Origin of the sequence: Alcanivorax sp. NBRC 101098 (genome assembly GCF_001010505.1) — a bacterium.
Lineage (GTDB): Bacteria > Pseudomonadota > Gammaproteobacteria > Pseudomonadales > Alcanivoracaceae > Alcanivorax > Alcanivorax borkumensis.
This window is the reverse complement of record NZ_AP014613.1, coordinates 287,305-301,003: the sequence shown is the minus strand read 5'-3', so window position 1 is coordinate 301,003 and position 13,699 is coordinate 287,305. Positions and strand designations below refer to the sequence as shown.

Annotated in this window: 9 protein-coding genes; 5 read left to right on the top strand and 4 right to left on the bottom strand. The window is 56.8% G+C overall.

Annotated features, from left to right (window positions below; translation table 11 throughout):
- Nucleotides 1-137: 137 nt before the first annotated feature.
- The gene (locus AS19_RS01395) at nucleotides 138-1,430 is read left to right on the top strand and encodes an NAD(P)/FAD-dependent oxidoreductase (protein WP_046961631.1); all 1,293 of its coding nucleotides are present in this window, start codon (nucleotides 138-140) and stop codon (nucleotides 1,428-1,430) included.
- Between the two features lie 217 nt (nucleotides 1,431-1,647).
- Complete coding sequence (locus tag AS19_RS01390; protein ID WP_011587569.1) at nucleotides 1,648-2,577, top strand: YihY/virulence factor BrkB family protein; 930 nt, start codon at nucleotides 1,648-1,650, stop codon at nucleotides 2,575-2,577.
- 28 nt (nucleotides 2,578-2,605) lie between these two features.
- On the opposite strand, the gene AS19_RS01385 is transcribed toward AS19_RS01390, so the two are convergent.
- Nucleotides 2,606-3,907, bottom strand: coding sequence for a TrkH family potassium uptake protein (locus AS19_RS01385; RefSeq protein WP_231483371.1), 1,302 nt, complete (start codon nucleotides 3,905-3,907; stop codon nucleotides 2,606-2,608).
- Between the two features lie 56 nt (nucleotides 3,908-3,963).
- Nucleotides 3,964-4,614, bottom strand: a complete 651-nt coding sequence (locus AS19_RS01380) for a TrkA family potassium uptake protein (protein ID WP_011587567.1) — start codon at nucleotides 4,612-4,614, stop codon at nucleotides 3,964-3,966.
- A 194-nt stretch (nucleotides 4,615-4,808) separates the two neighbouring features.
- Here AS19_RS01380 and AS19_RS01375 point away from each other — a divergent pair, with 194 nt between their 5' ends.
- Nucleotides 4,809-6,014 (top strand): lytic murein transglycosylase, encoded by a 1,206-nt coding sequence (locus AS19_RS01375; protein WP_011587566.1) that lies wholly within the window; start codon nucleotides 4,809-4,811, stop codon nucleotides 6,012-6,014.
- Between the two features lie 208 nt (nucleotides 6,015-6,222).
- Here AS19_RS01375 and AS19_RS01370 read toward each other — a convergent pair whose 3' ends face one another.
- Both AS19_RS01370 and ompR read right to left on the bottom strand, forming a co-directional pair.
- The gene (locus AS19_RS01370; RefSeq protein WP_011587565.1) at nucleotides 6,223-7,542 is read right to left on the bottom strand and encodes an ATP-binding protein; all 1,320 of its coding nucleotides are present in this window, start codon (nucleotides 7,540-7,542) and stop codon (nucleotides 6,223-6,225) included.
- Between the two features lie 93 nt (nucleotides 7,543-7,635).
- Nucleotides 7,636-8,346, bottom strand: a complete 711-nt coding sequence (gene ompR, locus AS19_RS01365) for a two-component system response regulator OmpR (protein ID WP_011587564.1) — start codon at nucleotides 8,344-8,346, stop codon at nucleotides 7,636-7,638.
- A 182-nt stretch (nucleotides 8,347-8,528) separates the two neighbouring features.
- Here ompR and AS19_RS01360 point away from each other — a divergent pair, with 182 nt between their 5' ends.
- Together AS19_RS01360 and AS19_RS01355 are read left to right on the top strand one after the other, a co-directional pair.
- The gene (locus AS19_RS01360) at nucleotides 8,529-9,893 is read left to right on the top strand and encodes an efflux RND transporter periplasmic adaptor subunit (RefSeq protein WP_011587563.1); all 1,365 of its coding nucleotides are present in this window, start codon (nucleotides 8,529-8,531) and stop codon (nucleotides 9,891-9,893) included.
- Nucleotides 9,886-13,497, top strand: coding sequence for an efflux RND transporter permease subunit (locus AS19_RS01355; RefSeq protein WP_011587562.1), 3,612 nt, complete (start codon nucleotides 9,886-9,888; stop codon nucleotides 13,495-13,497). The genes AS19_RS01360 and AS19_RS01355 overlap by 8 nt, the downstream gene beginning before the upstream one ends.
- Nucleotides 13,498-13,699: the final 202 nt, after the last annotated feature.

The window sequence follows — 13,699 nt, the reverse complement described above, 5'->3', positions numbered from 1 at the left end:
AACTCAGCATCCGTTCTGCCGCGCAAGGCAGAATGACGCCCCACAAGGGCCCGTCTCATTAACCCTGTTCCCGCACCCATGAATATGATTGACTGACGGCCTCTCCCCCAAAGGTCGACAGCCTGACAGGAGCCCCAATGAGCAAACCCAAAATTGTTGTTGTCGGCGGTGGTGCCGGCGGTCTTCCGCTGGCAACCAAACTCGGCGCAAAGCTCGGCAAATATGGCAATGCCGATATCACCCTAGTGGACTCGTCCAGCATCCACGTTTGGAAGCCCCGTTTTCACGAAGTGGCCACTGGCGCCATTGATGCCGATCTGGACGCCGTGGATTACCGCGCCCACGCTCAACTCAACCACTACCGGTTTGAACCCGGCACCATGACTCAGATGGACACCACCGGCCAGACCCTGACCCTGGCACCACTGTACGATGCCCACGGCAGCGAAGTCCTACCGGAACGCCAACTGAGTTACGACTATCTGGTGCTGGCCACCGGCAGCCAGAGCAACGATTTCGGCACCCCCGGCGTTCGTGACAACTGCCTGTTCATGGACAGCCGGGGCCAAGCAGAGCGCTTTCGCGAACGGTTCCTTAACGCTTCCCTGCATGCCAACTATGAAAACAAACCGATTTCTGTAGCGATTGTCGGCGGCGGAGCCACCGGGGTGGAACTGGCCGCAGAACTTCATCATGCCGTGAGCATGCTCAACTTCTACGGCCACGAGCACCTAGATCGAAAACACTTGCAAGTGGATATCATCGAAGCCGCACCGCGCATTCTGCCGGTGCTTAGCGAGCGAGTGTCCGCCACCGCCACCAAACGATTGGAAGGCCTGGGAGTAAAGGTGCGCACTGGCGTCATGATCGCCGAAGCAACCCCCGAAGCCTTGGTGCCTAAAGACGGCGATCCAATCAAGGCAGACCTACTGGTCTGGGCTGCCGGGGTAAAATGTCCAAAATGGCTGAGCCAAATCGACGGCCTCAGCACCAACCGTATTAATCAGGTAGAAGTCGAGCCGACGCTGCAAGCCAAGGGCCAAAAAAATATTTTCGTCATCGGTGATGCGGCATTCTTGATCCCAGAAGGCTCGGAACGCCCGATCCCGCCACGGGCCCAATCCGCCCAGCAAATGGCGCAGCACACTGCCCGCAGCCTGCAACGGCTGCTAATGGACCGCGACCCGAAGCCCTTCGAGTACAAGGACCACGGCTCTCTAGTATCGCTGTCCAATTACAGCTCGGTGGGCATGCTGATGGGCAACCTGAAGGGCGGTAACTTCTTTGTGGAAGGCTGGCTCGCCCGAATGATGTATATCAGTCTGTATCGCATGCACCAAGCCGCGCTTTACGGCTGGCCACGTACCATCATGCTGTTAATTGCCGGGCGCTTTAACAAGCTGGTACGCCCTAGGCTAAAGCTGCATTAAAGGACCCCGCAAGCAATACGCTCACTCCATTACGGAGTCTAAGCGTGATCGCTTCAACAGCCATGTAGTCGCCGTGTCTAAAACAGTGGGACGGCGACTCATGCTTCTCGCAGCATCCATCACCAACCCACTTGGAGGAACCCCATTCCCGCGCTATTGAATCCAAGACTTTCAACGTCTAAGCCTCCCCCGCTACACTAGCACTGCTAGCAACTTCATGGACGATAGTAGCCCGATGAAAGACTCTTTCCTGTATTGGTTCAGTATTCTCAAACGCAGTGTAACCCTGTGGCTGGAGGGTAACGCCGTAAGCTATGCCGGCTCATTGGCTTTCTTTACCCTGTTTTCTCTCGCCCCAGTAATCATTCTGGCGGTAAAAGTCATCTCCTTGGTGATGACCAGCGATGCCGCAATGGCAGAAATTCTCGGTCAATTGGAAGCCACCATTGGCCCGGAAGCGGCCAACGAAGTGCGCAACGCCATCGCCAACACTCAAACGCCCCGCCAAGGTTTGCTCGCCGGCTTGCTCAGCTTACTAGTAATGGTCATTGGTGCCACCACAGTCTTTGCCCAGATGCAGCGCTCCATGAATGCCATCTGGGAGGTAATGCCGCGACCGTCACGCAACACCATTGCGGCCTTGATCAAAAGTCGGCTTTTGTCTCTCACCGTGGTCGTTTCTCTGGGTTTTGTACTGCTGGTTTCGCTCCTTCTGAACGTAGTGGTGCAGGCGATCATCGTCTACGCGGAGGGCTGGCTACCGATTCATAGTAGTGTGGTGGTGATCTTTGAAATGACGGTTTCACTTGTGGTCATCGGTCTGCTGTTTGGCACCATGTTCAGAGTACTGCCCGATGTAGTGCTAAATTGGAAAGCAGTAATGCCAGCGGCCCTGATCACCGCCATTCTGTTTTCTGTGGGCCGCGCGCTAATCGGCTTGTACCTAGCCCATACCGCCACGGCGTCTACTTACGGCGCTGCCGGCTCTCTGGTGGTACTGCTGATGTGGGTATATTTCTCCTCCATGATCCTGCTGTTCGGGGCCGCTTTCACCCGCGCCCATTGCGAGGCACGGAGCATGGAAATCGTAGCGCGAAGCAGCGCTATTCGGGTAAAACGTCAGCAGATTGATCTACCCGCCCAATAAAGCGTCGGAATACATTTGTAGACGCGCGCTAACCAATGTAAACCTCGCCCTCCGGATAACGCACCACCGGTTGGCGGGGGCGCGTCAACAGAAATGACAGGGTCAACGGACCGATCCGCCCCACAAACATCACCAGCATAATCACCCACTGGCCCGCGGAAGACAGCTCATCGGTAATACCCCGTGATAACCCCACTGTGCCAAAGGCAGACACCACTTCGAACACAAGATTCTCGAATCCCAATTGCGCATCGGTGACCGACAACGCCATCAAGGCCGCGAACAATACCCCGCAGCCAATAAAGGTAATCGCCAGGGATTTATATACTAAGGTGGAAGAAATCTGCCGGCCAAAAATCACTGGCAGGGGGCGGCCACGCAAAAAAGCACGGGTAGCCAACAACAAGACCATAAAGGTAGTGACCTTGATCCCGCTACCGGTGGAATTGGTGCCCGCACCGATAAACATCAGCAGCAGATAAAGCAAACTGGTCGGCAATAACAACGCACGCACATCCACCACATTAAACCCGGCAGTACGAGGGGTTACCGCATGAAACCAAGAGGCTGCCAGTTTGTCGCTGAGGCTCATGCCCCCCAGGGTGCCTGGGTTATTCCACTCAGCTAGCATGAAAAACACTAACGTTACCGACAACAGCACCGCTGTACCCACCAACATCAGCTTGCTGTGCAACGATAACCCTCGCCAGCGCCAGCCTTTGCCGAAATCCGCCAGCACCGTAAAGCCCAGCCCCCCGACAATAATCATGGCGGTAATGACCAGCACAATACCCCAGTGGCCGCCCCAGCTGGTGAGGCTATCGGCACTAAGGCCAAAGCCGGCATTATTGAAGGCCGACACCGTATAGAAAAGGCTGTGAAAGGTCCCTTCTCCCCAGCCCAGCGCAGGCACCCAGATGCACATCAGCAACGCCATGCCCACCGCCTGCACCACCACAACCACGACCAGAATCCGGCGGATTAGCCAAGCAATATCACTGACCCGGCTATAATTCATGCAATCACGAATGAGCTGCTGCTCGCCAATACCTAAGCGGTGCCCAATGGCCAGCAAAGTGGCCGCCGCGAAGGTCATAATGCCAATGCCACCCGCCTCGATCAGCAGTAACAACACCCACTTCCCGAACAGAGTGAATTGTCCGCCCACCTCCACCACCGACAGGCCGGTTACCGTCACCGCCGAAGTAGCCGTGAACATCGCCTGCAACCAACTAATCGGGGAATGGGTCGCCATGGGCAACTTAAGCAACAAAGAGCCCAGCACAATCAACAGAAGAAAACTGCCGGCCAGCGCCGCTGGCGGTGACACTAGAGGCTTGTGGGTATGGGAACGGGGCGCCCCGAGCCGGCGAGCGAACCAGGGCCTCATTGCGCTTTAGAAAACCGCAGCAGGTCGTTCAATGTGCCCATCAGCACCAACTGATCCCTCTCTTGCAACAGTAAGTCTTCAAAGGGCGACTGCCAGACCTGGGTCCCTCGCTTGACTAGCGCCAAGCGCAGCTCATCATCGCCCAAAGGCAATTCAGACGCGGCCTTGCCCGCAAATCGCTTATCCACCTTGACCTCAACCACCAACCAGTCATTCCCTAAGGAGATATAGTCGAGCATTTCCGGGTGAACGATAGTCTGGGCAACCCGAATACCCATTTCATGCTCAGGATGAATGATCCGGTTGGCGCCCAGCCGCGACAAGATCCGGTGGTGAGGCTCGCTGATCGCTTTCACCCACACCTGCTCCACCTCCGCACTTTTTAACGCTAAAGTAGTAAGAATGCTGGCCTCCAGGTTCTCACCAATGGCCACCACAACCGCATCAAAAGCCGTCATCTCCAGCTCGGCAATCACCTTGTCATTGGTACCGTCGGCAATCAGAGTCTGTGACAATTTGTCGGCATAACACTCCACCCGTTCCCCATCGATATCCACCCCCATCACATCATGGCCCAAGCGGGTAAGCTCCTGCGCAATGGTCGAACCAAAACTGCCCAAACCGATCACAGCATACTGATGCTTCACAGGCCCTCCTTGCTTGAAGCCGTGGCGAAAACAAAAGTCTGCACCTTTTATTTGCCGCTGTCATTGCGGCGAGAGCGCACCGTCAAGAAACCGTTTTTCCTCTTTTTTCAGTTTTGTTGCCACAACTGAGCAGCAACAGCGTTATGCTTTGTGACGCATTATCCTGACCGATTCCCTATGACGGTGGAGACCTCATGCCCTCGATTCGCGCCACCCTGTTTGCCGGTAGCACTCTGCTCGCCAGCCATGCCAGCTATGCCCTGGATAAGGCCGAGTTTGAACAATGCATGGCCCAATTACGCGCCCAGGCCCATGAGGAAGGCATCCCCGCCCAGGTGATAAGCCGTAGCTTAAATACCGTAAAGCTGAACGAGCGGGTCATTGAACTGGACCGCAGCCAGCCGGAATTCACCAGCAGTTTTTCCGATTATTACACCCGCCGGGTGAGCGAAACGCGCATTGAAACCGGCCGCAAGAAATACCGGGAGCAACAACCCCTACTGCAAGAGCTGGCCCGTGAATACGGTGTTCCCGGCCATTACTTGGTGGCTTTTTGGGGCTTGGAAACCAACTATGGCGGATTCCTTGGCAGCATTCCGGTGCTGGATTCCCTGAGCACCCTGGCCTGCGAAGGCCGGCGTGGAGAGTATTTCTCCGGCGAGCTATTCAATGCCCTGCGTATCATTCAGGCCGGCGACGCTGAAGCCAAGCAAATGGAAGGCTCCTGGGCAGGCGCCATGGGCCAGACCCAATTCATGCCCGCGGTATTCCTACGCTACGCGGTGGACCATGATGGTGACGGAAAACGCAATTTGTGGAAGTCCACCGATGACGCGCTGGCTTCAGCCGCCAATTTTCTGCAAGGACTCGGCTGGGAACGCGAACAACGCTGGGGGCGTGAAGTGCGCCTACCTAAATCCTTCGACTACCAACTCACCGGGTTCAGCCACCAGCGCTCTCTGAGCGACTGGGCTGACATGGGCATCACCATGCCCAATGGCCAACCGTTGCCACAGGCAGACATGCAGGCCGCTGTGATTGTGCCTTCCGGCCATAATGGCCCGGCTTTCCTTGCCTACCAGAATTTCCGCGTGATCATGGGCTGGAACCGCTCAGAGTCTTACGCCATTGCCGTGGGGCGGCTAGCTGACCGCATCGCCGGTGGCGGCGAGCTGGCCCAAGCACCGGTACCTGCCCCACGCCTAACCCGAGAACAAGTTACCCGGGTACAGCACACCCTGAACGAAAAAGGCTTCGATGCGGGTGAAGAAGATGGCCTGATGGGCCCAAGCACCCGCAAGGCCATCGGCCGTTTCCAGCAAGCCAACGGTATGGTCGCCGACGGCTTCCCAGACCAAGAGGTACTAACCCTGCTTAGTGCATTCAGCGAGACTGACTAATCGAGGCTGGCCCAACCATAACGCGTCCGATGCGCTAGGCACCTAGGTAGGTAAGAATAGCTTTGGCCATCGGCCAGCGACTGTATTTCTGGCAGGAGGGTCCCTGAAGGAAGGTCATCATCACTGCTCTCAGCGCCAAGCCGAGCTCCCCGCACCTTTGATGACTCAATCAATAAAGGCATCTGTGGTTAGCAGGTAACAAGGCTCCTTATCTCACGCCCGCAGACAAGGGTTCCGGTTGCACAAACTTTCCGGTTACCGGAAACCGCACTTCAACCAATAGTCCACCATGAGGATGGTTGGCTAAACGGATTTCACCGTGGTGCATATCCACAATCCGTTTCACGATGGCAAGGCCCAAACCACTGCCACTCAAGGTGCGAGCCTTTTCACCTCGGGAAAATGGTTGCAGCAGCAACGGGATATCCTCTTCGCGGACACCGCGGCCATGATCACGCACCGTTAATAGCACCTTGTTCTCGGCAACAGCGGTGCGCACCTCTACTGGTGAGGCGCCGTACTTAAACGCATTGCCCACCAGATTAGCCAGCATCCGCTTTATGGTTAGGCGCTTGAGCATAAGCCGGGGTAAGTCTTCTAGTTCAAACCGCAATTGTTCCGGCGAATACTTACCGGCCACTTCCTGAATCAAGTCATTCAAATTCTCAAAATCCGGCTGCTCATCGGCACCGTCACGGATAAAGGAAATAAACTGATCCAGGATCGCGTCCATATCCTCAATGTCCTCGATAATGCCTTTTGCCAACTCTTCGTCCTGCATGAATTCTGCGGATAAACGCAGGCGCGTGAGTGGCGTACGCAAATCATGGGACACCCCGGCCAACAACAATGCTCGATCTCGCTGGGCATGCTGTAAATCACGGGCCATTCGGTTAAAGGCGCTATTTACCGCCTGAATCTCTTCCGTCCCAGTGGTGGTATCCAATACTGGCACCGCTTCTCCACGCCCCACTTTCAGAGCCACTTTGGCCAGCCGGCGCAACGGTAAATTCAGCCCCCTGGCAATCAGCAAGCCACCGATAATCGCGAGTAACGGCACCGTCACCCCCCAGCCCAACAACAGGTAGCGATCGTAATCCCGGAAGAACGCCATAGGCACGCGCACCCACTGCTTGCCAAACGACGGCGCATTGACCCACAGAACAGGTTGGCGGCTGTCCCCCAGTCGCACCGTCACAGGCTCTTCGAGCATACTTTCCAGCTCTTCCTGAAAACGCCCCACCACCGGACGCGACAGCAGCATGATGCCATCGTGCAGTTCTTCTGGAATGGCCACCGTAATACCAGAGGCACGGCCCAGCCGATCGGCCAGGTCCTGATCCGCTAATGCCCGCGGGGTATCAAAGGTCAACTCTGCCTGCAAAACTGTCAGGCGAGCATATTCACGAATGCCAGGCAGGTAGGCATTACGGGCGAAGAACAACAGCGTCAACGCCTGACTAATACCAATTACCAGCCCCACCACAACAGCGGAGCGGACAAAGGCAGTACGGGGATAGAGTGTCATTGATAAACCGCCAGAAGCTAGACGCTGAACGCCAGACAAAAAAAGACCCTCCGACTTTAAGCGTCAGGCCTCCGGCGTCAAGGTCCGGCACGTTCAATCAGGTACAAATACATACCCCACACCCCATACGGTCTGGATGTAGCGGGGCTTAGAAGGATCGTCTTCCAGTAGGCGGCGCAAGCGTGATACCTGCACGTCAATGGAGCGCTCCATAGCAGACCACTCACGGCCACGGGCCAAGCTCATCAGTTTGTCCCGAGTCAGCGGCTCACGAGGGTTCTGCAACAGCGCCTTAAGCACGGCGAATTCACCCGTGGTCAAGCTCTGTGGGTCACCGTCACGGGTTAGCGTGCGGTTGCCCAGATCAAGCAGCCAAGGGCCAAACGTCACCGACCCTTCTTCCTTACTCGGTGCACCGGGCAACTCTCGCACATGCCGACGCAAAACCGCACGGATACGGGCATCCAGCTCCTTGGGGTTGAACGGCTTAGGCAGATAGTCATCGGCCCCGGCATCGAGCCCCTCAATGCGCTCTGCATCATCGCCCTTGGCGGTGAGCATAATGATCGGCATGATATTTTCAGCTTCGCGCAGACGCCGGCATATGGACAATCCGTCCTCTCCCGGTAGCATTAAATCCAAGACCATTAGAGAATACAGCTCACGAGACAAGGCTCGGTCCATCTGCTCGGCATCCCCCACGGCCTTCACCGTATAGCCCGCCTCTTCAAGAAAACGTTGCAACAGGCTGCGCAGTCGCGCATCGTCATCCACGACTAGAATCTTGTCTTGTTGTTCGCTCACGGCGCCTCCGAAGGTTTCACTGCCCCTGATTTACGCTTTGTGGCCCGAACGTGCAAGAAAATGACACGAAGAGATTGTATAAAAACATTGCCAACGATGAAGGTAGAGGCCGCGAATTAGGAACTCTTATAAGAAAACGCTAAAATACCTGGCTGAGAATTATTATCGATAAAGGAATTCCCTTGCGAGACCGCCTGAAACGAACTCCCCCGGTTGCCCGCGTTATTCTGGGCACCGTTCTAGCGATTATTTTACTTGCCGTACTCAAGCCCTCGGCCCCCACTCGCGACGTGGCCGACAACAATGCCAGGGTACGCTTTGAGCTAGCCGATCCGCAGGCACGTTCTCCGCAAATTCAATTGTTAGGACGGGTTCAATCCCCCCGAGCCGCCAGCCTGACCGCTGTGGTCACCGCTAATGTAGACAGTATCCCCGTACGTGCCGGCCATCGAGTCTCGAAGGGTCAAGTACTGATCCAACTGGACGATACCGAGGCAGCCCTAGCCCGAGATCGCGCCAAGGCTGCCCGCGACGAAGCCGCAGCCCAGCTAGAAACCTCTCGACTGCGCCACCAAAGTGACAAAAATAATCTGGAGCTGGAAAAGAAACTGGCCAAGTTGGCCGCCGACAATCTGGAGCGTATCCGAACCTTACGTGAGCGTAAGCTGGTAGCCCAGACCCAGTTAGACCAAGCCGAAGAAGCGCAAGCACGAGCAGACCTGTCACTCAGCCTGCGCCAGCTCAGTGTCAGCGATTTTGGTAATGAGCTCGCTCGCATGAAGGCCCGGCTAGCCAGCGCCGAAGCTCAATTTAAGCAGGCACAAATTGATCTGGCCCGCACCACCGTCAATGCCCCTTTCGATGGCACCGTGACTCAGGTAAGTGTGGCCCCCGGCGAGCGGGTTCGCCCTGGCGAGCCCCTTATCAAACTGTTTGCAGACACCGAACTGGAAGTCCGCGCGCAGATTCCCGATCGCTATTTGCCCGCAGTCCGTAAAGGTTTGATCGACGGAGACCTATCCGCCAGCACCCAGCTGGAAGGCTATACCTTGCCCCTCAAACTGAAACGGCTGGCCGGGGATGCCGCCGACGCTCGCGGTGGTATCGATGGCCTTTTTGCCTTCAGCGGCGACGGAGCCAAAGGTGCACCCACCGCGGCCCTGGGCCGTCCATTGACCATTACCCTGACACTCCCCGCGCAGCCGCAGCTGCTGGCCCTGCCTGCCACTGCTCTGCACGGGCTTGATCGACTCTATCGTATCGACAGTAATAACCGCCTGCAGCGAGTGTCCGCTGAAATCGTCGGTGAAGCAATTGATAGTGAAGAGCCCCGTTTATTGCTGCGTGCCGATGCTTTGCAAGGCGGCGAACGCATTATGACAACCCAATTGCCCCAGGCCATCGTCGGCCTAGCAGTGGACGCACAGCCTGTACCCGGCAGTAATGCCGATACCAGTACCCAAAACAGTCTAGATACAGGTGGCGAGAGCCCCCCACCCCCAGTGAACGCAACAGAGCAGAACAGCGAGGGCAGCGACAGTGAATGAGTCGCGAGGCCTGATTGCCAGCTTTACCGAACACAAAGTTGCCTCCAATCTGCTGATGGTGCTGATGATCATGCTCGGGGTGCTAGGCCTAACCCGGCTTAACACCCAGCTATTCCCCGACTTCGACTTTGAATATGTCACCGTGACCATCCCCTGGCGCGGTGCCAGCCCGGAAGATGTGCAGCGCTCCATCACCATCCCCGTTGAGCAGGCCCTAAAAACCTTACCCAACACCCGTAAATTTATCGCCCGCTCCCAGCAAGGCGCCAGCGCTATCTTTATCGAACTGGAAGACGGCAGCGACCTGGGCCTAGCCCTAGACGAAGTACGTCAACGCATCGACTCCATCCGCAACCTGCCACAAGATGCGGAACGCCCGGTAATCCAGAAAATCACCCGTTATTCACCGGTCACCTCGATTCTAGTCTCCACAGAAAACGGCAGCCGAGAAGAACTCCGCCCACTGGTGCGGGAAATGGAAGACGAACTGCTGGCGCTAGGCGTCGGCAAAGTTGAATTCATCGGCCTTCCCGAAGAAGAAATGGCCATCCAGGTACCCACCAGCACCCTCCATGACTTGGGCATGACCCTCGGGCAAATCGGCGATAAAGTACGTAGCTTCAGCCAAGACACCCCCGCCGGCACAGTGGGCCGTGACGACGCCGCCAAGCAGCTGCGTGCTCTGGGCCAACGCCGTGATGAAAAGACGTTTGCCGAACTCCCTCTGATTACCACCGCCGACGGCCAGCAGCTAACCTTAGGCGACGTAGCCATCATCGAACGACGTCCCCGGGATGACCAAGCAACGCTCACCTTCGAAGGCAACCCCGCCATTGAGCTACAAGTGATGCGCGGCGAAGACGACGACATGCTCGACCTGGCAGAAAAGGTCCGCACCTGGGGAGCAGAGCACAAACACTCGCTGCCCCAGGGCGTCAAAATGACGTTCTACTTCGAAGCCTGGAAACACGTACAAGAGCGCATATCCACCCTGTTATGGAATGGCATCTCCGGACTAATACTGGTCATTCTCACCCTCTATTTCTTCCTCAACGCCCGGGTGGCCTGGTGGGTGACCGTGGGCATTCCTGTGTCGTTCATGGCCACCCTGGGCATCCTTTGGGTGTTCGGCGGCACCATCAACATGATCAGCCTATTCGGCCTGATTTTGGCTCTTGGCTTGATTGTGGATGACGCCATTGTGGTGGGCGAAGACACGCTCACCCATCTGCAGCAAGGGGAATCCGCCCAGCGCGCGGCCCTGGGGGGCGCACGGCGCATGTTCTGGCCGGTGGTGGCCTCGTCGACGACCACCATTGCCGCCTTCCTGCCGCTGGGCATGATGGGCGGCGCCATGGGCAAAATTGCCTTCGACATCCCCTTCGTCATGATTTGTGTGATCCTTGCCTCACTGATGGAATGCTTCCTGGTTCTGCCCGGGCACTTACACCACAGCTTCCGCGGTATAGAGGTAAAGGCTAGCGGCCTGCGCGAACGTATCGACGTCGGCTTCAACCGCTTCCGTGATGAGCGCTTCCGCCCTTTGGTAGAATGGTCGATCAAACACCGCAAACTGGTCAGCGTGTCCGCCATATGTGCCTTTATCATGGCACTGTCTCTGGTGGCTACCGGTTGGCTCAAATTCACTTTTTTCCCGCCGGTGGACGGCGACCAGTTGCGTGCCGTAGTGGAATTTTCCTCCGGTACCGACAAGCAACAGGTGAACACCTTCCTTGCCGAGCTGGAACACACCCTGGAAGAGACCAACGAAGAACTGGGTGGGCATCTGGTCCACACTATTATCAGACACCATGGCGCCGCCGCAGGCTTCGCCAATATCGGTGGCCGACAGGACCAATTCGGTGATGAATACGGCACTCTGGTCGCCGAGGTTTATACCGGCTCGGATCGAGAAATCTCCAACGACGAACTGATGCAGGCCTGGCGTGAAAAACTTTCCATGCCCGCGGGCTTGGATCGTCTTACTATCTCCCAGCCACAAGCGGGCCCTCCAGGCAAACCCATTGAGGTGAAACTCACCGGCAGTGATGCCGCCACCCTGAAAGCAGCATCCCTCACCTTGCAGGAACGCCTAGACGAATTCTCTGGCGTCAGCAACGTGGATGACGACTTGCCCTACGGTAAGGAACAACTGACATTCGAACTGACCGCCCAGGGCCGCGCCCTAGGACTAACTCTCAGTGAGGTAGCCACCCAGCTACGGGCGGCCTTCGACGGCAGCTTGGCTCAACTTTACAACGAAGACGATGACGAAGTAGAAGTGCGTGTGATGCTGCCCGACAGCGAACGTCGCCGCTTCAGCGCCATTGAACGCCTACCGATCATCACCAGTCAGGGTGAAGCCATTCCTCTGCGCGACGTTGTCACTTTTGACGCCCGCAAGGGGGTCGATCTGCTACGCCGGGTTAACGGCGAGCTGGCAGTGACCGTATACGCAGACCTAGACCCGGAACAGGGCAACGCCAACGAAATCATCGCCATACTCAACGACGGCATTCTCCCGGAGCTGAAGAGCCGATATGGCATCGGCGTTGGCTACGAAGGCAAACTGCAAGAACAAGCCGAAAACCTGCAAGATCTGGCCACCGGCGCCCTGGTTGGCCTAGCCATTATCTATATCGTGCTGGCCTGGGTGTTCAGCTCCTATTCCTGGCCGCTAGCGATCATGACAGCGATCTTCTTCGGCCTCACCGGTGCGGTCATCGGGCATATTTTCACCGCCCCGTTTGGAATCAAATTTTCCATGTTCTCGGCCATGGGACTATTTGGTCTGTCCGGCATTATCGTTAACGACTCCATTGTTCTGGTGAGCTTTTACCAACAACTGGTGGCGGAAGGCATGGAACGTTTCCAAGCAATCACCGAAGCCTGTGTGCGCCGTTTACGTGCAGTGTTGCTCACCTCCATTACCACCGTGGCCGGGCTCACCCCGATTCTGTTCGAAAGCTCCTTGCAAGCCCAGTTTCTCAAACCCATGGCGGTGAGCCTGGTGTTCGGGCTACTGTTCGGCACCGGGCTGATTCTGCTAGTCGTGCCCGCCATGCTTATGCTGATCGAAGAACAGCGCGATCGTTTCCAAGGGCTCAGCCAACATCTAGCACCACGCCATTGGCCCAACCTGCTACAGCGCGCTTGGCGCTTTGATCCTATCCATTATCGCCAACAACCCGGCCCGCAAGGCCTAGGCGGCAACCTATGGTGGGCGATGCTACTAGGGCCCACCCTGCTACTAAAAGTGTTTGCCTGTCTGCCACTGCTCAAATCAGTGGCCAGCGAACACGCTAACCTGCAGCTGATCGCCCCCGCCGGCGTGCTCTGGTTGCTAATGCTTGGCTTGGGTCTGGCCTTCCTGTGGAGCCTATTCCGTCGTCGCCAACAGACCCAGGCATTGGCGCTGTACTGGCTGCTAATAACGGGGCTGGGCAGCCTTACCATTGCCTCATTCGCCCCACTGGTGGGGCATCACGGCGAAGCCCTGGCCAACAGCTTCTGGTCCCTGGCCCGCTGGACCTTGGTGACGGGCCTGATTGTGCTACCGATCCTGCTATGGGGACGGCGCAGCGCTCACACGCTGACGAGATGACAACGCAAGCACAAGTCACACCCGAGTATACTGGGCGCACAGCGGCGAACTGTTACCGCTTGCTGCCCCCTCGCGACGCTAAGCGGCACACATGTGCCATAATTCGACAGCTTACCTTTTAAGCCGCCACTGGTATGATTCGCGATTGGGTCGAGACATATATAAAAAACAGCCGATGGGATCAATACCGGCTTGAGGAGAG